Below are 23762 nucleotides of genomic sequence, written 5' to 3'. Positions count from 1 at the left end.
GACGGTCACCGGGCCTCCTGCTGGTACGGGTCCTGCTCGGGGTGCTGGGGATGCTGGGGATGCTGCTGAGTCTGTTCCTGCTCGTAAGCCTGCTGCGGCTGTGGAGCCTGCTGGGCGAGCAGGTTCCGGACGGCGTCTACGAGTGCTTCGCGGTCCTGGGGGCGCCGCGTGCGCAGGCCGGTGTCCACGAGCGCCGCGTCGACGTCGTCCGCCTCCGGGACTGCCCAGGTGACGACGACCAGCCCGTCGGCGCCGACGTACTTGCCCGCCATGCCCGGGGCGAGGCCCGCACTACGGATCGTGTCGACCGGGAGCCACAGCTCGTCGGCCCCGTCGCGCTCGACCAGGACGCCGCCCTCGCGCCCGGAGCCGTCGTGCCCAGGATCGCTGTACTGCCCCGGATCGCTGTCGTGCACCGAGACGAGCGCGCTCGACCGGTCGCCCAGGCCGTGCGCGCCGACGCGAGCGAGCCAGTCGCCGTGCAGGGTCGTGGAGACGTAGACGGCCTCCACCGGGCCGAACCGTACCGGGCCGATACCGCGCGGAGCCCGGGGCGGGACCGGCACGAGCGTGGTGGTGCGCTGCGCGAGCCGGCGTCGGCCGATGAGCGTCACGTACAGCACCAGGAAGATCGCCAGGGCGACCAGCAGGGTGACGGCCAGGACAGTCATCGGGTGGCTCCTTCGAGAGTGTGTGCTGTGCTGCCGGCTTTCGCGCTGTCGACGAGCGTGCCGTCCAGGACCGTCGCCCGGCCGCGCAGGAACGTCGCGACCACCCGGCCCGGCAGCTCCATGCCGCCGAACGGGGTGTTGGCGCTGGCCGTGACCTGGGTCCGGCCGTCGATCGTGCGGGTGGCGGCCGGGTCTACCAGGGTCAGGTTGGCGGGCTCGCCGACGGCGATCGGGCGGCCGTGCCCGCCGCTGTGCCCTCCGCTGTGCGCTCCAGCCTGTACTCCGCCTTGCACTCCGGCGGGCTCCCCGTTGATCCGGCCGATGCGCGCGGGATTCTCCGAGAGCACGCGGGCGACGTCGGCCCAGGTCATGCGGCCCGTGTCGACCATGGTCTGCTGCACCACGGACAGCGCCGTCTCCAGGCCCGTCATGCCGAACGCGGCCGACGACCACTCGCAGTCCTTGTCCTCGACCGGGTGCGGCGCGTGGTCGGTGGCGACGATGTCGATGGTGCCGTCGGCCAGGCCCGCGCGGACCGCCTCGACGTCCTTGGCGGTGCGCAGCGGCGGGTTCACCTTGAACACCGGGTCGTAGTCGCGGGCCAGGTCGTCGGTGAGGACCAGGTGGTGCGGTGTCACCTCGGCGGTGACGTTGATGCCGCGGCCCTTGGCCCAGCGAATGATCTCCACGGAACCCGCGGTGGACAGGTGGCACACGTGCAGGCGCGAGCCCACGTGTTCGGCCAGCAGCACGTCGCGGGCGATGATCGACTCCTCGGCGACGGCGGGCCAGCCCGTCAGGCCGATCTGCGCGGACACGACGCCCTCGTTCATCTGCGCGCCCTCGGTCAGGCGTGGCTCCTGCGCGTGCTGGGCCACCACGCCGTCGAACGCCTTGACGTACTCCAGCGCGCGGCGCATCAGGACGGGGTCGTGCACACACTTGCCGTCGTCGGAGAAGACCCGGACGCGGGCGGCGGAGTCGGCCATGGCGCCCAGCTCGGCGAGCTTCTCGCCGCCCAGGCCCACCGTCACCGCGCCGACGGGGTACACGTCCACCCACCCGGCCTCCTGGCCCAGCCGGTACACCTGCTCGACGACGCCCGCGGTGTCCTGCGTCGGCGTCGTGTTCGCCATCGCGTGCACCGCGGTGAACCCACCCGCGGCCGCGGCGCGAGTGCCGGAGAACACCGTCTCGGCGTCCTCCCGGCCAGGCTCACGCAGGTGCGTGTGCAGGTCGACGAGGCCGGGCAGCAGGACCAGGCCTGTCCCGTCACTGCTTGTCCCGTCATTGCTTGTTCCGTCACTGCCCTCGGCCTGCACCTCGTGCGCGCCGTCGGGCACCTCGACCGTGCCGGGCGTGCCGAGGGCGGCGATCACGCCGTCGGCCAGCACAACGTCGACCGGGTCCGTGCCGTAGGGACGCACCCCCCGCAGGACGTAGGTCGTGCTCGAAGGGGTGCTCACAGGGCGATCCTCTCGTCGGTGCTGGTGCTGCTCGTGCTGCCGGTGCTGCCAGTGCCGTCGTCGCCCGACAGCAGGAGGTACAGGGCGGCCATCCGGACGGCCACACCGTTGGCCACCTGCTCCACGATCACGGAGCGGGGGTGGTCGGCGGCGGCCGCCGAGATCTCCAGGCCGCGGTTCATCGGACCGGGATGCATCACTATCGCGTGGTCCGGCAGCACCGCCAGGCGGCGGGCGTCGAACCCGAACTTGCGGCTGTACTCCATCGGGCTCGGGAAGAACGCGCCCGACCCGCCCGACATCCGCTCACGCTGCACCCGCAGCATCATGACCGCGTCCGGCTGCCACTGCTCGAGCGTCTCGTCCAGGTGGTACGAGACCCGGCACGGCCACTCCTCGACACCCACCGGGACCAGCGTGGGCGGCGCGACCAGCGTGACCTCGGCGCCGAGGGTCCGCAGCAAGTAGACGTTCGAGCGCGCGACCCGCGAGTGCAGCACGTCGCCGACCACCGCGACGCGGACGCCGGCCAGGTCAGCGCCCATGGAGGTGTCCGGGCCGCGTCCGTCGACGCCCACGTTCCCCACCAGGTGCCGGCGGATCGTGAACGCGTCCAGCAGCGCCTGCGTGGGGTGCTGGTGCATGCCGTCGCCCGCATTGAGCACTGCGGCGTCGAGCCAGCCCGCGTGCGCGAGCTGGTGCGCGGCGCCCGACGCCGAGTGGCGCACCACCACGGCGTCGGCGCCCATGGCGTGCAGCGTCAGCGCCGTGTCCTTGAGGGACTCGCCCTTGGACACGCTCGACCCCTTGGCCGAGAAGTTGATGACGTCCGCCGAGAGCCGCTTGGCCGCCGTCTCGAACGAGATCCGGGTGCGCGTGGAGTCCTCGTAGAACAGGTTGACCACTGTGCGGCCGCGCAGCGTGGGCAGCTTCTTGTTCTCCCGCGCCTGGGTGGCCGCCATCTGCGCGGAGGTGTCCAGGAGCAGGATCGCGTCGTCCTTGGACAGGCCCTGGGTGGTCAGCAGGTGCTTCATCGGTCGCCCCCGTCGCTGGGCTGGCTGGTCGGGCTGGGCTGGCTGGTCGCGCCGGTCGCGCCGGTCGGGAGGGCGCTGATGACGACGGCGTCCACCCCGCCGTCGACGTCGGACAGCCGGACCTTCACACGCTCGCTGCGCGAGGTGGGCAGGTTCTTGCCGACGTAGTCCGCGCGGATCGGGAGCTCGCGGTGCCCGCGGTCCACCAGCGCGGCGAGCTGCACCACGCGGGGGCGGCCCAGGTCGTTCAGGGCGTCGAGCGCGGCGCGGATGGTGCGGCCGGAGAACAGGACGTCGTCGACCAGGACCACCACCCGGTCGTCGATGGTGCCGTCCAGGCTGCCCGGCAGCACCGTCTGCCCGACGGCGCGGGTGGGCTGACGGCGAAGGTCGTCGCGGTACATGGTCACGTCGAGCGTGCCGTACTCGCCGCTGAACGTGGGCTCGATCTGCGCCAGGCGCTCGGCCAGCCGGTGGGCGAGCTGTACGCCGCGCGTCGGGATGCCGAGCAGGAGCAGGTCGGCGGCGCCCTTGTTCCGCTCGACGATCTCGTGGGCGATCCGGGTCAGCGCGCGGGCGATGTCGGCCTCGCCAAGCACGGTTCGCGCGGCGTCGGTACCGGGGGCTGTGCTCGGGGCGCTGCTGGGAGCCGTGCCGGGGTCCGTGTCGGATCCCGTGCTGGGGCTCGGTGTTGCGCTGGATTCGGGCATGCGGGTGCCAGGATGCATCTGGCGACCTCCTTCTCCGCCTCACGGGACGGGTTTAAAGGGAGTCTGACAGCCACCACCCTAACCCGCCGGGCAGGCGCCGGACGCCGGGTCCGCCGCCCGCCTGGAGGGGCGTTGCTCACACCAGGGGCTGCGGGCGCCGGGCCTGGCTGGGGCGCCACGCGGGCAGCGCAGCCCCCAGATCGGTCCGTTGCACCGACCAGTTGCTGAGTTCGGTCGGTTGCTTCGAGATCGGTCAAACGATTGACCGATCTCGAAGCAACCGACCGAACTCGCAGAGGGCGTCGTGCAACCGACCGAACTCGTTGCAGGGGCCCGCTCAGCCCCGCTCCAATTGCTCCGGGCGCTCCAGGTGCTCCAGGTGCTCCAGGTGCTCCGCGATGCTCGCGATCCGGCCCAGGCGTGCCTCCCACGCGTCGCCGATGCGCTCGAGCCGGCGGCCCAGCGCCGTCAGCTCCGCGCCGAGCGCGCGGTACCGACGCTCGCGACCCACGGTCTGCGACTCGACCAGCCCGGCGGCCTCGAGCACAGCGAGGTGCTTGGCGATCGCCTGCCGCGTGACGGGCAGCCGCGCGGCGAGGGCCGAGGCCGTCAAGCCTGAGGCGGCAGCGCCTGTCCCAGCAGCGCCCGGCCCAGCACCACCTGACCCAGCACCGTCGGTCAGGTCGACTGCCGAGCTGGCTGTCGAACCAGCTGTCGAACCCGCCTCTGCCAAAGCTTGGAGCACTGCCCAGCGGGTCTCGTCGCCGAGCGCGGCGAAGGCGGCGACCGGTGAGTCCGTCGGCATCCCTGCTGGCGAGGCGGGCTGGGTCACCGACGACGCTGCCGACGTCGCAGGCACAGCTCGTCTCACCATGCGCGTGCCTCGACGTACGCGACGAGCTCGTCGAGCTCGATGTCCCAGCCCTGGCGGTTGCCGTCGATGGCGGTCCGCACGTCGTCCTCGGTGTCGCCACTGAAGCCGGTCTCGTGCACCGTGAGGTAGGTGCCGTCACGATCGGGCTGCAGCGTGAACTCTGCCTCGGTCATGCGCTCGGGCTCGTCGGCCGACTGACCCCAGCGGTAGGCGAGCAGGCGGCCGGGCTCGATGCGGGTGACCTCGAACGCGAACCAGCCGTAGCCCTCGAAGTGGAGGCGGCCCCGCGTCCCAGCGGTGAGCGGGCCGCCGTCGTCGGTCTCGCAGCCGTCGCCGAACCAGCCGGCTACATGCTCGGGCTCGGAGATCGCGCGCCAGACGGCGTCAGGGCCGGCGGCGACGCGGACGGTGCGGGTGACGGATCGCGCGTCGAGGTCGATGCTCGCGCGGGGCTGGGTGGTGGTCATGGCGTCCTCCGACGGCTATCGGCTCATCTGAATGAGCGCAACCATTCGGTTGCACGTCCACTATGCACCGCCGTCGACAAACATGCAACCGTGGGGTTGCACTGGCGCCTGCCCTCCGACTGCTCTCTGCCTGCTCTCTGCCTGCTCGGGTCTGCACGCGCGCCGGGTCAGTCGCGCAGCACCGCCGCCGCCAGACTCACCGCGAGGGCTACCAGGACGAGCACCATACCCACCGTCCCGGACCAGCCGGCGAGCGCGAACCCGACACCACCCAGCCAGCCGAACAAGCTCGACCCCGCGTAGTAGGCGAGGTTGTAGACGGCCGCTGCCTGGGTCCGGGCCCGCGGCGCCGCGACCGGCGTCCACCCGCTGGCCACGGCGTGCGCCCCGAAGAACCCCGCGGTCAGCACCACCAGTCCCACCAGAACCGCCGGCAGCCAGCCGGACAGCGTCGCGACCACCCCGGCCGCCATCACCCCGGCCGAGACGATCAGCACCCGACGTCGGCCGTGCCGCACAACGAGCCGCCCGGTCCGCGCGGACGACCAGGTGCCCGCCAGATAGGCGAGGAACACCAGGCTCACCACGCCCGACGACAGCCCGAACGGCTCGGCGGCCAGGCGGAAGCCCAGGTAGTTGTAGATCGCGACGAAGCCGCCCATCAGCAACAAGCCCTGGGCGTCGAGCACAAGCAGGCGCGGGCTGAGCAGGACGCGGAGCCTGCCAACACGTCCGCCGCAGTCGCCGTCGCCATGCCCACCGCCGTGCCCACCGCCGTCGTACCTACCGCCGCTTAGCGGGCGGTCGCGTAGCGGGCGGTCGCGCGGTGCCAACCAGATGAACAAGCCGGTCGCGATCAGGCAGGCGACCGCTACCGCCCCCACCCCGGCGCGCCAGCCGAACAGCTCGGCGACGCCGCCGGAGACAAGCCGCCCGAGGAGGCCACCCATCGACGTCCCCGCCACGTACGTCCCGGCCGCGCGCGGCACCACGGACGCCGCGCCGGTCCCTGTCGGCTGCTCGGTCAGCATCTCGGTCAGGTAGGCCATGGCGACGGCGGGCACACCCGCGACGAGCAACCCCTCCACCGCGCGCCCGGCGACGATCAGGCCGAACGACGGCGCGAACGGCACGGCGAGCCCGACGGCGGTGGCGCCGAGCATCGCGACAGTCATCGCCCGCACGCGTCCGAGGCGGTCCGCGACCCACGCCCAGGGCAGCACCCCGACGGCCAGCCCCAGGGTCGCGGCGGAGACGAGCAGCGCCGTCGCGGAGGCCGACGTCATGAGCTCGCGTGCGGCGTCGGGCAGAACTGCCTGTGGCGCGTAGAGCTGCGCGAAAGCGGCGATCCCGGCGCCGAACAGGGCGATGAGCAGACGTCGCTCGTCGAACCGTTCGGCGCCGGGACCGGTGGTCACGCTGTGCTTGCCAACACTGTATTTGCCAACGCTGTATGTGCCAATGCTGTGCTTGCCAACGCAGTGCCTGCCGGGTGCCGGCTCAGGCCAGCAGGGTCGGCTTCAGGTCCTTGACCCGGCCGAGCAGGCCGTTCACGAAGGCCGGCGAGTCGTCGGTAGACAGGTCCCCGGCCAGGTCGACCGCCTCGTCCACCGCTACGGCGTCGGGCACGTCGTCGTTGAAGAGGACCTCCCAGGAGCCGATGCGCAGCAGCGCGCGGTCGACCGCGGGCATGCGCGCAAGGGTCCAGCCCTGCGAGTAGGTCTCCAGCACCTCGTCGATGCGGTCGCGGTGCTCGACCACACCCTCCACGATCTCGACCGTGTACTGCGGCACTGCCGCCTCGGTGTGCGGCACGGCCACGCGGTCGGCGAGGAGCTTCAGCGGGTCGATGCCCCGCTGCTCCGCCTCGAAGAGGATGTCGGCGGCGCGCTTGCGCGCCTTGGTGCGTGCGCCCATGGTCTCTCTCTGCTACGCCTTGCTACGGCACTGCTACGGCTCTGCTACGAAAAAATGCGACTGCGTCGAAACCTGCTCGGGAGCCGCCGTGCGTCAGTCGGTGACCCGGCCGAGGTAGTCGCCCGTGCGCGTGTCGACCTTGACCTTGACGCCCTGCTCGAGGAACAGCGGGACCTGGATCTCCGCGCCGGTCTCGAGCGTCGCCGGCTTGGTGCCGCCGGTGGAGCGGTCGCCCTGCAGGCCCGGCTCCGTGTAGGTGAGCTCCAGGACGACGGACGTCGGCAGCTCGATGTAGAGCGGCGTGCCGTCGTTCGAGGCGAGCATGACGCTCATGCCCTCGAGCATGTAGTCCTTCGCGTCGCCAACAGTCGCGGCAGGCACGGTCACCTGGTCGTACGTGTCGTTGTCCATGAAGACGAAGTCCTCGCCGTCCATGTACAGGTACTGGAAGTCGCGACGGTCGACGTTGGCCGTCTCGATCTTGATGCCCGCGTTGAACGTCTTGTCGACGACCTTGCCGGACAGCACGTTCTTCATCTTCGTTCGGACGAACGCTCCACCCTTGCCCGGCTTGACGTGCTGGAACTCGATGATCGACCAGAGGTTGCCGTCGATGCGGAGCACAGTGCCGTTCTTGATGTCGTTGGTGGTAGCCACGTTCGTCTTCCTGTGTCGGTGAAGGTTTGTACCCGGAGCACGCCGACGGCGGGCCGGCGTCTGGGGTTGTCAAGCGTCAAGCAGCAGCGGCCAAGTCTAACGGACGGCGACGCGCTCGTCGGCCTAGCCCGCACTCCGCACGATCACGCCGATCGCGGCAGCGATCACCATGAGAACCACGGACACCGGGTAGTACGTCAGCGCCCGTCGGATGTGCGCATGCTTCTGCGCAGAGATGTCAGCAAGGTTCTTCACCTGCACCCACGCCTCACGTCGGTCGTCCTCCGGACCGGTCGCAACAAGCTCGTCGACGGACGCACGAGCAATATCCGGCAAGGAATACCGTGAGAACTCCCGCTCAATCATGCGCGGACGGAGCGACATGACCAGGTGCAGGCCCGCAACACCGCACAGCACTATGGCAATGATCCCGATGCCGGCACCGACCAGCGCCAGCCAGGCTCCAGGTTCCAACGCCTGAGAGAACGGGAGCGCGGGTGTGCCAACGCCGAAGGTCAACGCGATCGCACCCACGAGGACGCTCGTCTTGACGTCTGCGTTGGTGATCGTCAGCTGGAGCATCGACTGGACGAACTGCGCGTCAGCGGCTTCGCCCCTGGTATCTGGCATCGAGGTCAACCGAGTTGAGTCCCGTTGCGCACGACCAACACCCCATCGACCCATGCAGCCTCCCGACCTCCACCGAACGCTTGCGCGAGCCTACCGGGGTCGTCAGCCAGATAATTAAGCATACAACTTAATAGTTGAGATATTGAGGTATACACTTAACTGGTGTACACCGTCATCGGAGACATCGTCGGCTCCCGTTCGCTCAAGGATCGCGCACGGGCCCAGCAGGCAATCCTGGCTACGCTCGCCCGGGTCAGCAGCGCCATGCCCCTGGCACAGCGTCTTGAGCCGACCTTCGGCGACGAGATCCAGGGCGGCTTCAAGACCGTCGCCGACGCGACCCTCGCGACCCTGCTGATCCGGCTCGAGCTTCATCAGCTCGCACATCCCAGCACCGAGGACACCGCATCCGCAGAACCGGCGCCCGACCTTGTAGTCATGCGATTCGGGATCGGCAATGGAGACGTCAGGGTGTTCGAGCTCGAGTCTCAACCGATCCGCCAGGACGGCCCCGGGTGGCACGCTGCCCGGGACGCGATCGACTCGCTCGGCAGGAAGCCCGGAACGAGGTACGCCGGCCCGACGGACAGCGGATGGCCAGCACCCGCACCCGTCAACGCGTTCCTCGTTGCACGTGACGGCCTGGTCGATACACTCAACCACCGCCAACGGCGGATGCTTCTCTCCGCGCTTCACGGCAAGCCCCAGAAGGCCATCGCCGAACGGGAGGGCATCTCAGAGTCGGCCGTAAGCCAGGCGTTCTCGAAGGGCGTGAGCGCCGTTCGGGACGCGCAAGCTCTGTTCGGAAAGGCGTGATGCACGGATGGCAGTCCTCGGAGCGTTTCTCGCGGCGTTGGGCATTACTGATGCGTTCCGCGACACGAGCCAAGCGCCCATCTCCCAGGCTCGCCGCTACAGCGCACTCGCCGCGGGCCTTGCCACCCTGGCGGCACTCATGGCCGCAAGCGGTCTCCCGGCGCCTACCGTGCTCGGTGTCGGCATACCGCTCGCACTACTCCTCACCGCTTGGGCGCTCGACGATGTGATCGGGCGTGCGATCGGCGAGAAGGGACGCCGTACCGCCGCGTTCTCCGCGATCGGCGCGGGCGTCGTCATCGCGCTCCTGTTCGGGGGTGACGTGGCGACCGCCTGGCCGACCTGGGTCCCCGGACCCCTGTCCGAGATCCCTCCGGCGCGCGTGATCCTCGTGGGCGGGATCGCGCTCGTCCAGGTCACCACTGCGAACGTCCTTGTGCGGCTCATCCTCGACGCTGTCAATGTCCCGACCAAGGAAGGCTCTGACCGCCTCCGGAGCGGGCGCGTTCTCGGGCCGATGGAACGGCTTTTCATCCTGGGCCTCGGCCTTGCGGGGAACCTGACGGCCGCAGCCGTCGTGGTCGGGGCCAAGGGCCTGCTTCGCTTCCCCGAACTAGCCGCCAGCGAGTCCAGCTCCAGGTCGCTGCCACCCATCCTCATCCAGAAGACCACCGGCAACGACCCCGGGAACGGCGGCCAAACAGCTCCCGCCACGCCGGTCCACCAGGGCCCGAATCCGGTAACCGAGTACTTTCTCATCGGCAGCTTTGCCAGCTGGCTCCTTGCACTCGGCAGCCTCGGTTTGGCGATGCTCGTTCTAGGTTAAGCCCAGCGCTTCATTAGGCAAATATTAAGCCTGGGGCTTACTCGCCAGCCGCTCAGCGATCGCCGTCAGCGCCAGCCGGTACGAGTCGAACCCGAACCCCGCGACCGTACCCGTGGCGACGCCGGCCACCACCGAGTAGTGCCGGAACGACTCGCGCGTGGCCGGGTTCGACAGATGCACCTCGACCAGCAGCAGGTCCGCGGTGGTTACCTGCGCGGCGGCGTCGCGCAGTGCGTACGAGTAGTGCGTGAACGCCGCCGGGTTCAGCACCACGTGCGCACCGGCGTCGACTGCCTCGTGGAGCCAGCCGACGATCTCCGACTCGTCGTCGGTCTGCCGCACGTCAACCTCCAGGCCGAGCTCCTTGCCCCACTGGGCGGCGGAGACCTTGAGGTCCGCCATCGAGGCGTGACCGTAGATCTCGGGCTCGCGAACACCGAGCCGGCCGAGGTTAGGACCGTTGAGCACCAGGACGCGGGGCAGAGCAGAAACCATGGCCGCGAGCCTAGTCGGCAGCGAGCGAGCCCACTCGGCCGACACTCACGGCCGGCAGCAACGACCGGCAGCAACGACCGGCACTCACGCACCCTCCGGTTCCAGCCCTTCGACCAGGAGCGTCCGCGGGCCCGGGCCCATCTCGGCAAGCTCGTCGTGCGGGTTGGTCAGCACGCACCGGCGCAGCGAGAGGCAGCCGCAGCCGATGCAGTCGGTGAGGTGGTCACGCAGCCGGGACAGCTGCTCGATCCGCGCGTCGAGGTCGTCGTGCCAGGCCTGCGAGATGCGGCGCCAGTCCTTCGCCGTCGGCGTGCGGTCTCCGGGCAGGGTGTCGAGCGCCGCGCCGATGTCCGCGAGCGGGATGCCGACCCGCTGGGACACCCGGATGAACGCCACGCGCCGCAGCGTCTCGCGCCGGTAGCGCCGCTGGTTGCCCGGCGTGCGGCGGCTCGCGATCAACCCCTTGCGCTCGTAGAAGTGCAGTGCGGAGACCGCCACACCGCTCCGGGTCGCTAGGTCGCCGACCGTAAGCTCGTCACGGTCCCACGGGACGGCTGGGTTGGGTGCTTCCATCTGTAGCCTCCTACGGCTCTCACAGGCTTCGGCGACACTCGTGCCTGGCAACGCCAGGCAGTCCGGCGACGCCAGACAAGCCAGAGACGCCAGACAAGCCAGAGACTTCTGACCAATTCCTGGTCACTCCAGGTGGCTCCGAGTGCTTCCATTCGAGATGACGCCGACCGGCTCGGGACGCCGTTGACCTCAACGTCGGCCCAACTGGTTGACCTCAACTTTGGTTCAGGTTAAAGGATGATCGCATGGACGCCATCAGACACCACACCTTCGGACCACCCGAGGTCCTCACGCTCGAGCAGGTCCCGGACCCTGCGCCCGGTCCCGGGGAAGTGCTCGTCGACGCCGTCGCGCACGGCGTGCACCTGCTCGACACCAGCCTCCGCCGCGGTGAGGCCGGGCCGCCGCTCCCCCTGCCGAGCCTGCCAACGATTCCTGGCCGTGAGATCGCCGGCACCGTGTCCGGCGTCGGGTCCGGGGTCGACGCATCGTGGATCGGACGGCGCGTAGTGGCCCATCTCGGTCCGGTGCCCGACGGCGGTGGGTATGCCCGGCGCGTCGTCGTCGCCGCCGAGAAGCTGCGTGCGATCCCCGACGGCCCCGACGGCGCTCCCCTCGACCCCGCCGACGCGATCGCGATGGTCGGCACGGGCCGCATGGCCGTCTACACCCTCGACATCGCGGCCGTCACCGCGGCCGACGTTGTCGTCGTCACCGGTGCCGCCGGCGGGCTCGGCCCGCTGTTTGTGCAGGAGGCGCTGCATGCCGGCGCCCGCGTCGTCGCCCTTGCGGGCGGCACGGCGAAGCTGAAGATCCTGCGGGACCTGCTGGACGACGCTCTGCTGGACGACGCACTGCTGGACGCTCCGTCCGGGGACCTGTCCGGCTCCGGTCGCCTCGCCCTTGTCGACTACTCGGCCCCAGGCTGGGAGGACACCGCACGTGCGGCCCTCGGCCCGTCCCCCGCGACGCTCGTGTTCGACGGAGTGGGCGGGGACCTCGGCACGGCAGCCACGGCACTGCTGGGAGGCGCACAACTGGGTGCGACACAACCGGGCGAGGCAGGGAACGCGGCCGACGACGGCACCGCACCCGGGCGGCTCATCGCGTACGGCTGGGCCTCCGGTGCGCCCAACCGGTACACGTCATGGGCAGACACCGACCGGATCGAGTCACCCATCGAGGTGCGCTACGCCGTCGGGCCGGACGCTCCACCGATGACCGACCAGCGGCCGTACCAGGAGCGCGCGCTGGCCAACGCCGCATCCGGGCGCTGGCGGGTCGCGACCCATCGTGTGCCGTTCGCCGAGGCCGCACGAGCCCACCGCGAGCTCGAGGAGCGCCACACCACCGGCAAGGTGGTGCTGGTGTGACGGAGACGTTCTCGCCAGCGGGGTCGGGCCCCGAGCCGGAGGCTGCGGCGCCAAAGACGGCGTCGGCAGAAGCGTCGTCGCCAGATGCCGGGTCAGGGACGCCGCCGGGGGCGCTGAGCCGCGGCGCGCAGCGCCTCGTCCTGACCGGGATGGTCGCGCTCTGCTCGCTCGGGGCTTTCGAGGCCCTCGCCGTCGCGACGGCAATGCCGACCATCGCCGTCGACCTGAACGGGCTGCGGCACTACACGCTCGCGTTCGCCGTCGTCTTCGCGACCAGCGTGGTCGGCATGCTTGCCGCCGGCCGCTGGTGCGACCGTGCCGGACCGGCGCCGGCGATGTGGACCGGCATGGGTCTCTTTGTCGTCGGGCTCACCGTGGCGGGGACGGCTACCGGCATGGGCGCCCTCATCGCCGGGCGCGCCGTACAGGGCATCGGCAGCGGGCTGTTCGGCGTCGCCTTGTACGTGCTCATTGCCCGCGTCTTCTCCGCCGACCGGCACCCCGCCGTGTTCTCGGCGCTCGCCACCGCGTGGGTGGTGCCGGCGATCGTCGGGCCGGCGCTCGCCGGCCTCGTCGTGGACCACCTGGGCTGGCGCTGGGTCATCCTTGGCGCAGCGGTGCTCACCGCTCCGGCCGCGTTCCTGATGTACCCGGGGCTGACAGCGGCGCAAGGCGACCGCACAAGGGCTGTCCGCACCGGGGCCGACCGCAGGGCCGATCGCACCAGCGCCGAGCCCAACCGGGCCGATCCCACCAGCACCGACGATGGCCCTGCCGATCGAGAACCCGGGCGGCCCTTGCTGGACGCGCTGCGCCTGGCCCTGTCCGTGCTCCGGGCCGGACGCGGTCTGCCCGCCGTCGTGTCCGTGCGGGCTCTGGTCTCGGGGGCGTTCACCGGCGCCGAGGTGCTGCTCCCCCTGCTCCTCGTGCACGAACGACACCTCAGCCCCGGCGGCGCCGGCCTGATCCTCTCGTTCGGAGCGCTCGGCTGGTCCGCGGCGTCGTGGGTGCGCGGGCGCAACCTGCTGCGCCTGAGCCACACCGGATACGTCCGGCTGGGCGGCGGCCTGCTGGGCCTCGGCATGGTCGGTGCGGCGCTCCTTGTGCTCCCGGACCTGCCGGCTGGAGTCGGAATGGCGTTCTGGGTGCTGTCCGGCACCGGGATGGGTCTGGTCTATCCGACCCTGTCGATCCTCACGCTCGAGCTCGCGGCACCGCACGAGCAGGGTTCGGCATCGTCGGCGCTGCAGGTGGCAGACGCCGTCGCCGCTGCGCTCGCCGCCTCCGCGACCGGGACGCTCCTCTGGGCCCTGTACGACGTGGCGGGGCTACCCGCGTACGCCGTTGTGCTCGGGCTCACGGCGACTCTGGCCCTGGGAGCCCTGCTGCTCGCGAGCCGGACGCGAGCGCCGGGGGTGGGGGTTCAAGTCCCCCTCCGGACACGCGCCGACCGACCTGTCAGCTGATCCGCTGTCAGCAGCTCAGGCGGCCGCGGCCGGTGGATCCACTGGCGGCTCGCCGGGCGGAGCCGCCACTGAGGGCAGCGCCTCGACCGCCTCGGGCAGGCTGATGCGCTTGCCACGAGCGTCGGTGAAGACCCAGCCGGTCTCGACGAGTGTCCCGACGACGCCGGAGCCAGCGGGCCGGCCCAGCGCATGGTGATGCCGCGCGCGTCGACCAGCTGGTGGTGGTGCCAGCACAGCAGCGCGCTGTTCGCCACGGACGTCGCACCCCCGTCAGCCCAGTGCGTCACGGCATGGTGCACCTCGCAGCGCGAAGGTGGCTGGTCGCAGCCGGGGTAGACACAATGTTGGTCGCGGGCGATGACCGCACGGCGCATCTGCCCGGTCACGGTCCGCTGGGCGCGGCCGACGTCGAGCACCGCGCCGTCAGGCCCGAACACCACGCGAGTGATCGCGCTGTCGCAGGCCAGGCGGCGCACCAGCGCGCTTGGCGCCCGACCGCCGGTCTCGGTGAAGACCGGACCGCCGGCGGACAGCAGCCCCGGTCCCGCTCGCTTCACCCGGCCGGGTGACACCTGCCCACAGGCGACGCAGAGCCCGTCGCGGGTGCGCGTGACCTGGCTGACGAGCTCGGTCCAGGACACCGTGACGTTGAGGTGCGGTGGAATCGACGCACCCGGCGAAGCCGCGTTGGTGTCGAGGACCATGCGGGCTACGTCCGCCACGGCCTGCGCCCGGCGCTGGGCAGGTGTCCTGGAGTCCTCCGCGGCGGGAGCGCCCATGACCGCGTTGATCGCGGTGGACAGCAGCAGACCGTGCTCGTCGGTCAGGAACCCCTCGAGGTGGTAGCCGCCCAAGGTCCGCGAGAGGTCGAGGTACTCGCCCTTGGCCGCCTTGTCGTCGTCCTCGTCGTCCGCGTCCGGGTCGGTCACGGTGGCGAACCGGCGCGCCAGGATGCGGAACTGGTCGGCGTTCAGCGAGCCCGCCTCACGCAGCACGAGGCCCTCCCCGGTCACGAGGGATCCCTCGGCGATCGCGCCCTCCAGCACCACCGTGATCTGCTCCCGGGTGCGGGCGCCATCTGGATCGTCTGCAGGGTCGGGCAGATCGACGGTGACGGTCTGCACGAACAGCTCGGGCGTGGTCGGCTCACCGGTGCGAGTGTCGATCAGCCAGGCGAGCGCGTCCTCGCGCGTCGCGCTGGTGGGTGCCACCTCGGTCATCACCCGGGCATGGTCGGCCCCCAGCTCCCCCGCGACCAGGCGCTCGCGTGTCGCGGGCAGCGCCGTGGCCAGCCTGCGCGCGGTCGTCACGTCCTTGCGCGCGGTCGCCGCCGCCACGCCCTCGCGCACGCGGAGCCACGACGTGAAGGTGCGCGACATGCCGCCCGACCGCCACGACCCGTCGTCCTCGATCTTGGTCAGCAGCGTGTAGCGCATCCCGTCCAGCCGTGCCGTCAGGCGGCGGATCCGGGTGTGCGCCGACGTCAGCAGGGAGAAGCCCGGGGCGTTCCACCCGTTCAGGGCGTCGGGACCGACGAGGTCTGCGAGCTCGCCCACGACGTCGTCCATCCGGGCCAGCGCGTCTTCGATCGATCGCGCAGGAGGCACCGCACCAGGCCCCACTCCACTCGTCGCCTCTTCCATCGGTACCCACCTCCTGCCTTGGTTGACTTACCCCATTGTCTCGAACATTCATACGCATTGCACGCCATCTTTTAAATCTGTGGATAACTCTTCGGGGTCAGTGGCACTCAGGGAGCCGGGTCCCGCCGGCGGCTCACACCTCGCGGCAGCACTCGCATCTCGCGAGGCTGTACCCATGGACGAGCTCACCGAGTACATCGCCAGCCTGGACGGCTCCGCACGGGACGCGGTCGAGCACGTGCGGGCACGGGCGCTCGCTCTGGTACCCGATGCCGAGGAGGGTCTCAGCTACGGCATGGCAGCGCTGCGCTATCGCGGCAGCCCGCTCATCTCGGCGCAGGTCACGGCGAAGCACATCGGGCTCTACCCGTTCAGCCCGGCGGCGATCGAGGCCCTGGCACCGGACCTGGTGGGCTTCTCGACCTCGAAGGGCACCGTCCGGTTCACGCCGGAGCAACCGCTGCCCGACGACGTCCTCGACCGCCTCATACTGCTCCGCCGGGACGAGATCGACGCCATGCGCACCCGGTGAACAGCCGCCGGCGCCGCAGCAACCAACGCCTTCGAAAAGGCTGTCACGTTTCCCGGTCCTACGACGTCAGAGGGGTATGACGCGAGAGCATGAGCTCATGAAGGATCCCGGCGACACGGGCAGTTCTGACACCACGAGCAGCACCGGCAACAGCGCCAGCACGAGCAGCACCCGCCTCGACGATGCCGCCCTCGGCCGGCTCCGCCCCCTGGCGTTCACCGTTGCCTACCGGATGCTCGGCAGCGTCGCGGAGGCCGAGGACGTGGTGCAGGAGGCACTGACGCGCGTGTCGCAGGCGGAGGGGCTGCGCAACCCGGACGCGTTCGTCACCACCGTGACGACCCGGATCGCCATCGACGTGCTGCGTTCGGCGCGGGTTAGGCGTGAGTCGTACGTGGGTGCGTGGCTGCCGGAGCCCCTGGTGGGTCCGCTTCCGTCGGGCCTGCCGTCGGGCCTTCCGGTCGCGATGGCGACGGCGCCGCCCGACGCCGCGGCGCACGCCGAGCTCGCCGATGATCTCTCGACGGCATTCCTGGTGCTCCTGGAGACGCTCACCCCGACGGAGCGCGCGGCGTTCCTGCTGCACGACGTGCTCGGTTTTCCGCACAGCGACGCCGCCGACGTCATCGGTACGAGCGAGGTCGCCGCGCGTCAGCTGGTGTCGCGGGCGAGACGACGGATCGCGCGGCAGCGCGGCGACGTCGTCGAAGGTGTGCAGCCCGCCCGGCAGACAGGTGACAGGGCCCGTGCCGACCAGCTCGTGGCCAAGTTTCTCGCGACGTGCGAGGACGGCGAGGTGGACCCGTTGCTGGAGCTGCTCGCGCAGGACGTCGTCCTGACGGGTGACGGCGGCGGGAAGGTGCCGCCGGGCATGTCGATCTCCCGGCCCATCGCCGGCCGCGAGAAGATCGCGCGGCTGCTGGCGGGCTTCATGCATCGTGGCGCGCCCCTCCACTTCGAGCACGCGCTGGTGGGCGGTGAGCCCGGCCTGCTCATCGTGGCGGACGACGTGGTGGGTGGCGGCCTGGTGGGTACGTGGTCGTTCGAGGTGTCCGACGGCGTGATCGCGGGCATCCGGGGCGTGATCAACCCCGAGAAGCTGCGGCACCTGGGGCCGCTCGCCGACCTCGACCGGCTTCAGGCGTCGCTGAAGAGCGCTCGGCTGGAGAACGCCCGGTTGAAGGGCACCCGGGCGAACCGGCACGACCAGTAGTCGGTCAGCGGGTCAGCCAGTCAGTCGGTCGCTCGGCAAGTGCGTCAGTCGGCGACGGCGTCAGTCGGCGACGGCGCTTCCCGCACGAACCACATCAGCACAAGACCGAAGAGAACGACGGCGACGATCCCGAGCGTGCCCCAGATGGTCGCGCCGGTGGCGGCGATGGTGATGGTCCACAGGAGGCTCGACATCCAGGACGTGGCGCGGCCGGTGGTGGCGTAGAGGCCGAAGATCTCGGACTCCTTGCCCGCCGGCGTCACGCGGGCGAGGTACGACCGGGACGCGGCCTGAGCGGGGCCTACGCAGGCCGACAGGATCAGCCCGCCCACCCAGTAGACGATCGGGCCGAGATCACGCAGGAACACGACGGCGAGCCCGGCGACGACGATGATGCTGAGCGTGCTGAGAATGACGGAGCGGGGCCCGAAGCGGTCGTCGGCGAAGCCCACGAGAATGGTGCTGACCCCGGCCACGAGGTTGGCGGCAATACCGAAGACGATCACCTGGTCGGCAGAGAAGCCGAAGCTCACGCCGCCGATGATCGCGCCGAACGCGAAGACGCCGCTCAGTCCGTCGCGGAACACGGCGCTGGCCAGCAGGAACCAGAAGGTGCGGCGCGCGTTGCGCCAGAGGCCCTGCACGTCGCGGAACAGCACCACGTAGCTGGCGAAGAACCCCACCTTGGCGCGGCCCTTGGTGGGCGGCAGCTCCGGCACGAAGGCCAGGACCTGCCAGGCGAACGCCAACGTCCAGAGGGCGCAGCCCACGGCGATCACGCGGAAGGCGAGGCCGTTGTCGGTGGGCATGCCCCACCAGTCGGCGGCCCTGGCGACGAGCACGAACAGGAGCGCCAGGATGCCGCCCACGTAGCCCAGGCCCCAGCCGAGCCCGGACACCTTGCCGACAGTCTTCGGCGTGGCGACGGAGACCATCATGGCGTTGTAGTTCACGCCGGCGATCTCGTTGAGCACGCTGCCCAGGCCGATCAGGGCGGCGCCGAGCACGAAGTAGGCCGGGTCAGCCTCGACGAACCACAGCGCGAGCATGCACAGCACCATGCCGACCGTGCCGCCGGCGAGCCACGCCTTGCGCCGGCCGGTGGCGTCCGCGCGCTGCCCCAGCACGGGGGCGAGGACGAGGATGAGGATGCCGGCCAGGGTGTTCCACAGGCCCACCCCGCTGGTCAGGTCAGCGAGGCCGCGCTGGTAGGCGGGGTCACCCGGACCCAGCGCCGCGACCGCCGGGTCAAGGAACGACTCCGTGGTCAGGTATGCCGCCGTGAACACGAACGTCAAGATCACCGTGTTGAACGGCTGCGTCCCCCAGTCCCAGAGCGCCCAGGAGATCACCTGACGGCGTGGGATCCGCACGCCCTCCTGCAGCTCCAGGCCCATCGTCGGGGCTGGTGGGCTCTGCGGGGCACTCGTCGATCCGGAATCCGGTGCGTCGGGTCGGCGGGGGGCGTCGGTCATGGCCGCAGTCTGCCCGGATCGCATGAATGACGGGGGCTGGGGCGGTCACGATCTCATACCGACCACGGTCAGACCCGCAGGTCACCCCGATGATCTGTACGTCTGACCTGGTCAGCGGCGGGTCAACCAGGCGTGCAGCCAGACGAACAAGGCGGCACGTCATGACGCGAGGTTGTGCCGCCCGATCTGCTCCGTCGAGGACACGCCCGCGAGCGCCATCGTGATGTCCAGCTCGGCCAGTACGTGCTCGGCGACGGCGCGGACACCGTCGGCTCCGGCGAGGGCGAGGCCGTAGACCCAGGGGCGGCCCAGGAGGACGGCGTCGGCGCCGAGGGCGAGGGCGGTGAAGACGTCGGCGCCGGTGCGGATCCCGGAGTCGAACAGCACCGGCACGCGGGCGCGGGTCGTGCCGGCGCCGTCGATCCCCTGGTCTGTGCCGTGTGCACCGACCTCGCCCGCACCGCCCTGGTGCGCGCGCACGGCGTCCACCACGGGACCAAGAGCGTCGAGGGATGCGACGGCGTTGTCGATCTGTCGCCCGCCGTGGTTGGACACGATGATGCCGTCGGCGCCGTGGTCGAGGGCGGCGCGGGCGTCGTCGGGGTGCTGGATGCCCTTGACGAGGATGGGCAGGGTGGTGCGTTCGCGCAGCCAGGCGAGGTCGCTCCAGGTGAGGGTGGAGCGGGAGAAGACGTCGAGGAACGTCTCTACGGCGGCCCGGGTGTGCGGCGCGGTGAGGTTGCGCAGGGTCCGGCCGGGGTGGTGCCGCGCCATGGACAGCAGGGCGCGGACGGCGGCGAGGGTGGGCCGGTGGGACGCCGTCGTCTCGCCCGCCGTTCCGGAGGCCGAGCCGGAAGCCGATCCGGGGGTAGAGCTGGACGCCGAACCGGTGGCAGAGCCGGAAGCCGAGCCGGACTCCGCGCCCCGGACGCGGGCCTCGACGAGCCTCTGGAACTCGGGGTCGCTGAGGTACTGGGCGATGCCCTCGGCGCGGGCGAACGGCAGGTAGCCGCGGTCGAGGTCCTGGGTGCGCCAGCCGAGCACGTGGGTGTCGAGGGTGACGACTATGGCTTCGCAGCCGCTGGCCTCGGCGCGGGCTACGAAGGAGGCGACGACGGCGTCGTCGGACGACCAGTAGAGCTGGAACCAGCGCGGGCTGTCGCCGAGGACCGCGGCGGTGTCCTCCATGGGTGTGGAGGCCTGGGAGGAGATGACGACGGGCAGGCCGAGGTCTCGGGCGGCGCGGGCGAGCGCGGGCTCGGCGTTGCGCGGGGCGCCGGCGCGGCCGCCGCGGGAGACGCCGGAGAAGACGCGGCCACGCTGGTGCTGCACGGCCAGCTCCAGCGCCCCGACCGGCCCGAACAGCACGGGGGCGGGCAGCTCGCGTCCGAGCAGGGTGGTGGCCAGGGAGCGCTGTCCGACGTCGACGAGCTGCCGCGGGACGATCCGGTACCGGCCGAACGCCTCCTGGTTCGCCTCGACGGTGCGCTGGGCACCTGCACCACCGGCGACATAGGACCAGGCGGTGCTCGTCATCCGGCGTCGGGCGGCGTCGGCGAGGGCGTCGGGGCTGGTGGGGACCACCGGCCGGTCGCCGTACACACCGTTGCGGTAGATCGAGGACTGCACTGTCCGCCCGATATTGCGCATGCCGGACATCCTGTCACGTGGTCACCAGGACAGAGCTAGGGATAGAGCTAGGAACAGAGCTAGGACAGAGTGCGGCGCTGCGAACTGCGCGGACGGCGGTTCGCGGCATACGATCCGCACGTGCCTGGTTCCCCGGAAGACGCGCTCGACTGGCGCACCGACCATCTGCTCGGCGAGCCGTTCCAGGAGGCCCGGCTCGGGCCGGCCACCCTGGTGCGGTACCCGCACCCGGAGGACCTCGGATCGCCCAAGGCCGCCGTCATCCACGTGCACGGCTACAACGACTACTTCTTCCAGGAACACCTGGCGCGTTCCTTCGCGGCCGCCGGTTACGCGTTCTACGCCGTCGACCTGAGGGCCGCAGGGCGGTCGCTGGAGCCCGACCAGATCCCGCACTTCGTGATGGATCTGCGCGAGCAGGCGACGGACATCGCCGCGGCCGCCCGGGCCGTGCGATCCCTGGAGCCGGGCCTGCCGCTCGTGCTGCACGCCCACTCGACGGGCGGGCTCACGGCCTCCCTGTGGGCCCACGCCCACCGCAACGCGGCGGGGGCCGCCGCCGGACCCGACGCGCTGGTGCTCGACTCACCGTTCCTCGACCTGCGGGCTCCGCAGTGGCAGCGCACGATCGGGACGCGGGTGCTGGACACCGTCGGGCATCTGGCCTCCACCACGATCATCAGCGACAACCCGTCCCGGTACGCCGAGCACCTGCTCGCGGCGAACGGCGGTCGGTGGGAGTTCGACACGACGCTCAAGCGCCCCGAGGGCCTGCCGGGCCGGGTCGGGTGGTTCGTCGCCGTGCGACGGGGTCAGGCCCGGATCGCCGCCGGGCTGGAGATCGCGTGCCCCGTGCTGCTCGCGCGGTCCGACTCGTCCGGCCCCGACCAGCCCGACAACCCGCTGCTCGACGCGCAGGACACGGTGCTCGACGTGCAGCACATGGCCGCCCTCGGGCCGGGGCTGGGTCACGACGTCACGGAGCTCGTCGTCCCGGGCGGGGTGCACGACCTCTCGCTGTCGGCCCGCGGGCCGCGCGAGGCGTACCTCGACGGCATGTTGAAATGGACGGACAGCCAGGTCGCCACCGCCGTCGGCGCCCGAGACAGCACGTAACCAGCCACCGCGTAATCAGACACCGCGCAGCAAGACACCGCGCAGCAAGACAGCACACAGACCACTCAGACAAGGGAAAGCCAGTGACCTACTTCGAGGGGCCGTTCCAAGCCCTCGCCCACCGCGGGTTCGCGCACGCTTCGGTCGGAACCGAAGGCCTGGAGAACTCACTGGCGGCGTTCGGCGCCGCCGTCGATCTCGGCTACCGCTACGTGGAGACGGATGCGCACGGCACGGCCGACGGCGTCGCCGTAGCGCTGCACGACGAGTCGCTCGACCGCACCACCGACGGCGCCGGCCTCGTGGCCGAGCTGCCGTGGTCGGACGTCAGCGAGGCTCGCATCGGCGGTGTCGAGCCCGTGCCGCTCCTCGAGGACGTGCTCGGCGGATGGCCCGGCCTGCGGGTGAACGTCGACGTCAAGCACAACTCCGGCATCGGGCCGGTGGCTAGGGCCATCGAGAAGACGTCGTCGTGGGACCGCGTGTGCGTCACGTCCTTCGACGCCGTCCGACGCCGCGCGACACTCGCCAAGCTGTCCCGCCCCGTCGCGACGTCGGCCGGGCGCAGCGAGATCCGCACCTTCCTCGCCGGGGTGCGGCTGCGCGTGACCCCCCTGGCCCGCCGGGCGCTGCACGACGTCGATGCGCTGCAGGTACCGGTCGGCCACAGGTCGATCACCGTGGTGGACGCGGCATCGATCGCCGCGGCACATGCGCTCGGCAAGAAGCTGCACGTCTGGACCATCAACGAGCCGGACGAGATGAACCGGCTCATCGACGAGGGCGTCGACGGCCTCGTCACCGACCGCGCCGACCTGCTCAAGGACGTCCTGGTCGAGCGCGGCCTCTGGGACTAGGCCCCCCGAAGTCGGCACTCCCGTGTGAAGTCGGCACCTTGCATTGAGGTCGGTACAGGCCTGAGCCGACCTCGATGCAAAGTGCCGCGTCTGTGGTGCAAGCTGCCGAGGACCTCACTCGCAGCCGACGCCGTCGCCGTCCCGGTCCAGGTGCGAGCCGTAGCCGGGATCTCCGCTGTAGACCGGTGCCGCACCGGCCGCCCGCGCGGCGTCGCAGTTCTCGTAGTAAGCGGTGCCGCCGGCGCCGTCGTCCGACGTGTCACCGCCCCCGAGAGCCGCGACCTCGGCCGCGTCCTCGCGCTGGGCCACCTCGGACTCCCGAGTGTCCATCTGTGCCTCGGCAGTCTTGACCGCCGCCTCCCGCTCCTTCAGCTTCCCCTCTTGCTGCTTGACGCCGGTGACCCTCGCGTCGAAGCTCTTCCGGTCTGATGCGAGCTTGGCCTCGCCCGCCACGAGCGCCTCCTGGTCCGCGACGAGGGCTGCCTTCTCGCTCTCGGCCGCCGTGATCTTCTCGTCAGCGGCGGCTGCCGCTTCGGACGCCGCCGCGGACGCCGAGGCTTCAGCAGCGACGATCTCGACGGCGCCCCGGTCACCGGCACCGATGCCGAGCCCCAGGATGAAGACGAGGACCACCGCGGCCACCGCGGCGATGATCAGCAGCGGCTTGCGCCGGGTTGACTGCGGTACTTCCTTGAGGGGGACATACTTTCCGGAGAAATCGTTGGCCCTGCGCATGTGTGGGGCACCCTTCGGTCGGCGTGCGGCTACCGCCACACGCACTGAGCCTCCTGTGCGCCGGACGTTAGACCTGCACGGCTCGCGCCACGCTGGGGCCAGAGCAGGATCACCCGTTGCTCATTCCGCTGTCAGGAACTGCCGCCGCCGCCCGAGTCGCCGCCACCGCCGCCGGAGTCGCCGCCGGACCAGCCGCCGCCGTCCCCGCCGGACCAGCCGCTACCGCCACCGCCGCCGCCGTCCGAGCCGGACCAGGTGGAGTCGCCGCCCCAGGAGCCGCCGCCCGTCCAGCCGTCGCCGCCCGACCACGTGGCGTCACCGAACCCGTCGCCCGAGCTGCTGTCGTACCCGGCGCTCTCAGTGGCCTGGTCGCGGCCGTCGTCGCTATCCCGTTCCCGATTGTCGCCGTACGGTCCGGACCCGACGAGGACCGTCGGCGCGATGAGCCCGGCGCTGCCGTCATCCGACGACGTGGCGGACGAGCGGGCAGCCCCGCTGCGGGGCTTGACCTCCACTCGCTCCCGAGGCGCGTGGTGAACGCCCAGAGCGTCCGGCCGTCCGGCAGC

The 23762-nt window shown here is 71.1% G+C and carries 25 protein-coding genes; 8 read left to right on the top strand and 17 right to left on the bottom strand.

The genetic code is table 11. The annotated features are described in order from the left end of the window. Positions 1-5 precede the first annotated feature (5 nt). From AB1046_RS04080 to AB1046_RS04035, 10 genes are all read right to left on the bottom strand, one after another. Entirely contained in the window at positions 6-671 is a 666-nt protein-coding gene (locus AB1046_RS04080) for a hypothetical protein (RefSeq protein WP_369372591.1), read from the bottom strand. Then, positions 668-2137 (bottom strand): dihydroorotase, encoded by a 1470-nt coding sequence (locus AB1046_RS04075; RefSeq protein ID WP_369372589.1) that lies wholly within the window; start codon positions 2135-2137, stop codon positions 668-670. Before AB1046_RS04075 ends, AB1046_RS04080 begins: the two co-directional genes overlap by 4 nt. Beyond that, positions 2134-3171: an aspartate carbamoyltransferase catalytic subunit gene (locus AB1046_RS04070; protein ID WP_369372587.1), complete on the bottom strand. Its 1038-nt coding sequence runs from the start codon at positions 3169-3171 to the stop codon at positions 2134-2136. Before AB1046_RS04070 ends, AB1046_RS04075 begins: the two co-directional genes overlap by 4 nt. Beyond that, positions 3168-3881 (bottom strand): bifunctional pyr operon transcriptional regulator/uracil phosphoribosyltransferase PyrR, encoded by a 714-nt coding sequence (gene pyrR / locus AB1046_RS04065; RefSeq protein ID WP_369372585.1) that lies wholly within the window; start codon positions 3879-3881, stop codon positions 3168-3170. The genes AB1046_RS04070 and pyrR overlap by 4 nt, the downstream gene beginning before the upstream one ends. Before the next feature lie 337 nt (positions 3882-4218). Beyond that, on the bottom strand, positions 4219-4755 hold the full coding sequence (locus AB1046_RS04060) for an ArsR/SmtB family transcription factor (RefSeq protein ID WP_369372583.1): 537 nt from the start codon (positions 4753-4755) through the stop codon (positions 4219-4221). Then, a complete protein-coding gene (locus tag AB1046_RS04055; RefSeq protein WP_369372581.1) occupies positions 4749-5222 on the bottom strand; it encodes an SRPBCC domain-containing protein in 474 nt (157 codons plus the stop codon). The genes AB1046_RS04060 and AB1046_RS04055 overlap by 7 nt, the downstream gene beginning before the upstream one ends. Before the next feature lie 167 nt (positions 5223-5389). Then, on the bottom strand, positions 5390-6640 hold the full coding sequence (locus AB1046_RS04050; RefSeq protein WP_369372579.1) for an MFS transporter: 1251 nt from the start codon (positions 6638-6640) through the stop codon (positions 5390-5392). Positions 6641-6722: 82 nt separating this feature from the next. Further along, positions 6723-7139 (bottom strand): transcription antitermination factor NusB, encoded by a 417-nt coding sequence (gene nusB, locus AB1046_RS04045; RefSeq protein WP_369372577.1) that lies wholly within the window; start codon positions 7137-7139, stop codon positions 6723-6725. Between the two features lie 93 nt (positions 7140-7232). Further along, positions 7233-7796 carry an elongation factor P gene (efp, locus tag AB1046_RS04040; protein WP_369372575.1) on the bottom strand — a complete coding sequence of 188 codons (564 nt, stop codon included), beginning with the start codon at positions 7794-7796 and terminating at the stop codon, positions 7233-7235. Between the two features lie 123 nt (positions 7797-7919). Continuing rightward, on the bottom strand, positions 7920-8426 hold the full coding sequence (locus tag AB1046_RS04035; protein ID WP_369372573.1) for a Pycsar system effector family protein: 507 nt from the start codon (positions 8424-8426) through the stop codon (positions 7920-7922). A gap of 162 nt (positions 8427-8588) precedes the next feature. Here AB1046_RS04035 and AB1046_RS04030 point away from each other — a divergent pair, with 162 nt between their 5' ends. After that, complete coding sequence (locus AB1046_RS04030; RefSeq protein ID WP_369372571.1) at positions 8589-9242, top strand: sigma factor-like helix-turn-helix DNA-binding protein; 654 nt, start codon at positions 8589-8591, stop codon at positions 9240-9242. A gap of 7 nt (positions 9243-9249) precedes the next feature. Next, complete coding sequence (locus tag AB1046_RS04025; RefSeq protein ID WP_369372569.1) at positions 9250-10068, top strand: hypothetical protein; 819 nt, start codon at positions 9250-9252, stop codon at positions 10066-10068. A gap of 24 nt (positions 10069-10092) precedes the next feature. Here AB1046_RS04025 and AB1046_RS04020 read toward each other — a convergent pair whose 3' ends face one another. Together AB1046_RS04020 and soxR are read right to left on the bottom strand one after the other, a co-directional pair. Next, a complete protein-coding gene (locus AB1046_RS04020; protein ID WP_369372567.1) occupies positions 10093-10563 on the bottom strand; it encodes a type II 3-dehydroquinate dehydratase in 471 nt (156 codons plus the stop codon). A gap of 84 nt (positions 10564-10647) precedes the next feature. After that, entirely contained in the window at positions 10648-11136 is a 489-nt protein-coding gene (gene soxR / locus AB1046_RS04015; RefSeq protein WP_369372565.1) for a redox-sensitive transcriptional activator SoxR, read from the bottom strand. 245 nt (positions 11137-11381) lie between these two features. Here soxR and AB1046_RS04010 point away from each other — a divergent pair, with 245 nt between their 5' ends. Both AB1046_RS04010 and AB1046_RS04005 read left to right on the top strand, forming a co-directional pair. Next, entirely contained in the window at positions 11382-12509 is a 1128-nt protein-coding gene (locus AB1046_RS04010) for a zinc-binding dehydrogenase (RefSeq protein ID WP_369372563.1), read from the top strand. Then, positions 12506-13975: an MFS transporter gene (locus tag AB1046_RS04005; RefSeq protein WP_369372561.1), complete on the top strand. Its 1470-nt coding sequence runs from the start codon at positions 12506-12508 to the stop codon at positions 13973-13975. Before AB1046_RS04010 ends, AB1046_RS04005 begins: the two co-directional genes overlap by 4 nt. On the opposite strand, the gene AB1046_RS04000 is transcribed toward AB1046_RS04005, so the two are convergent. Further along, a complete protein-coding gene (locus AB1046_RS04000) occupies positions 13933-15582 on the bottom strand; it encodes a DUF222 domain-containing protein (RefSeq protein ID WP_369372559.1) in 1650 nt (549 codons plus the stop codon). The genes AB1046_RS04005 and AB1046_RS04000 overlap by 43 nt on opposite strands. A 211-nt stretch (positions 15583-15793) precedes the next feature. Here AB1046_RS04000 and AB1046_RS03995 point away from each other — a divergent pair, with 211 nt between their 5' ends. Together AB1046_RS03995 and AB1046_RS03990 are read left to right on the top strand one after the other, a co-directional pair. Then, positions 15794-16150 carry an iron chaperone gene (locus AB1046_RS03995; RefSeq protein WP_369372557.1) on the top strand — a complete coding sequence of 119 codons (357 nt, stop codon included), beginning with the start codon at positions 15794-15796 and terminating at the stop codon, positions 16148-16150. A 97-nt stretch (positions 16151-16247) separates the two neighbouring features. Continuing rightward, positions 16248-17363 carry a sigma-70 family RNA polymerase sigma factor gene (locus AB1046_RS03990; RefSeq protein WP_369372555.1) on the top strand — a complete coding sequence of 372 codons (1116 nt, stop codon included), beginning with the start codon at positions 16248-16250 and terminating at the stop codon, positions 17361-17363. A gap of 44 nt (positions 17364-17407) precedes the next feature. On the opposite strand, the gene AB1046_RS03985 is transcribed toward AB1046_RS03990, so the two are convergent. Next, the gene (locus AB1046_RS03985; RefSeq protein WP_369372553.1) at positions 17408-18838 is read right to left on the bottom strand and encodes an MFS transporter; all 1431 of its coding nucleotides are present in this window, start codon (positions 18836-18838) and stop codon (positions 17408-17410) included. Between the two features lie 159 nt (positions 18839-18997). Beyond that, entirely contained in the window at positions 18998-20488 is a 1491-nt protein-coding gene (locus AB1046_RS03980; RefSeq protein ID WP_369372551.1) for an alpha-hydroxy-acid oxidizing protein, read from the bottom strand. Positions 20489-20608: 120 nt separating this feature from the next. Here AB1046_RS03980 and AB1046_RS03975 point away from each other — a divergent pair, with 120 nt between their 5' ends. Continuing rightward, positions 20609-21604: an alpha/beta fold hydrolase gene (locus AB1046_RS03975; RefSeq protein ID WP_369372549.1), complete on the top strand. Its 996-nt coding sequence runs from the start codon at positions 20609-20611 to the stop codon at positions 21602-21604. Between the two features lie 83 nt (positions 21605-21687). Next, positions 21688-22461 (top strand): glycerophosphodiester phosphodiesterase family protein, encoded by a 774-nt coding sequence (locus AB1046_RS03970; RefSeq protein ID WP_369372547.1) that lies wholly within the window; start codon positions 21688-21690, stop codon positions 22459-22461. A 114-nt stretch (positions 22462-22575) separates the two neighbouring features. Here AB1046_RS03970 and AB1046_RS03965 read toward each other — a convergent pair whose 3' ends face one another. Continuing rightward, complete coding sequence (locus tag AB1046_RS03965) at positions 22576-23196, bottom strand: excalibur calcium-binding domain-containing protein (protein WP_369372545.1); 621 nt, start codon at positions 23194-23196, stop codon at positions 22576-22578. A 131-nt stretch (positions 23197-23327) separates the two neighbouring features. Then, positions 23328-23711 carry a hypothetical protein gene (locus AB1046_RS03960; protein ID WP_369372543.1) on the bottom strand — a complete coding sequence of 128 codons (384 nt, stop codon included), beginning with the start codon at positions 23709-23711 and terminating at the stop codon, positions 23328-23330. Between the last annotated feature and the right edge of the window lie 51 nt (positions 23712-23762).

This window comes from Promicromonospora sp. Populi (genome assembly GCF_041081105.1).
Taxonomy (GTDB): domain Bacteria; phylum Actinomycetota; class Actinomycetes; order Actinomycetales; family Cellulomonadaceae; genus Promicromonospora.
Note: the sequence above shows the minus strand (reverse complement) of the source record. Positions and strands in the feature narration are given on the sequence as shown.

Coding starts and splice junctions, on each gene's coding strand:
- AB1046_RS04080 (WP_369372591.1), bottom strand. CDS start 671: ATGACTGTCCTGGCCGTCACCCTGCTGGTCGCCCTGGCGATCTTCCTG.
- AB1046_RS04070 (WP_369372587.1), bottom strand. CDS start 3,171: ATGAAGCACCTGCTGACCACCCAGGGCCTGTCCAAGGACGACGCGATC.
- pyrR (WP_369372585.1), bottom strand. CDS start 3,881: ATGCCCGAATCCAGCGCAACACCGAGCCCCAGCACGGGATCCGACACG.
- AB1046_RS04060 (WP_369372583.1), bottom strand. CDS start 4,755: ATGGTGAGACGAGCTGTGCCTGCGACGTCGGCAGCGTCGTCGGTGACC.
- AB1046_RS04055 (WP_369372581.1), bottom strand. CDS start 5,222: ATGACCACCACCCAGCCCCGCGCGAGCATCGACCTCGACGCGCGATCC.
- nusB (WP_369372577.1), bottom strand. CDS start 7,139: ATGGGCGCACGCACCAAGGCGCGCAAGCGCGCCGCCGACATCCTCTTC.
- AB1046_RS04035 (WP_369372573.1), bottom strand. CDS start 8,426: ATGCCAGATACCAGGGGCGAAGCCGCTGACGCGCAGTTCGTCCAGTCG.
- AB1046_RS04025 (WP_369372569.1), top strand. CDS start 9,250: ATGGCAGTCCTCGGAGCGTTTCTCGCGGCGTTGGGCATTACTGATGCG.
- AB1046_RS04020 (WP_369372567.1), bottom strand. CDS start 10,563: ATGGTTTCTGCTCTGCCCCGCGTCCTGGTGCTCAACGGTCCTAACCTC.
- soxR (WP_369372565.1), bottom strand. CDS start 11,136: ATGGAAGCACCCAACCCAGCCGTCCCGTGGGACCGTGACGAGCTTACG.
- AB1046_RS04010 (WP_369372563.1), top strand. CDS start 11,382: ATGGACGCCATCAGACACCACACCTTCGGACCACCCGAGGTCCTCACG.
- AB1046_RS03995 (WP_369372557.1), top strand. CDS start 15,794: ATGGACGAGCTCACCGAGTACATCGCCAGCCTGGACGGCTCCGCACGG.
- AB1046_RS03990 (WP_369372555.1), top strand. CDS start 16,248: ATGAAGGATCCCGGCGACACGGGCAGTTCTGACACCACGAGCAGCACC.
- AB1046_RS03985 (WP_369372553.1), bottom strand. CDS start 18,838: ATGACCGACGCCCCCCGCCGACCCGACGCACCGGATTCCGGATCGACG.
- AB1046_RS03980 (WP_369372551.1), bottom strand. CDS start 20,488: ATGCGCAATATCGGGCGGACAGTGCAGTCCTCGATCTACCGCAACGGT.
- AB1046_RS03965 (WP_369372545.1), bottom strand. CDS start 23,196: ATGCGCAGGGCCAACGATTTCTCCGGAAAGTATGTCCCCCTCAAGGAA.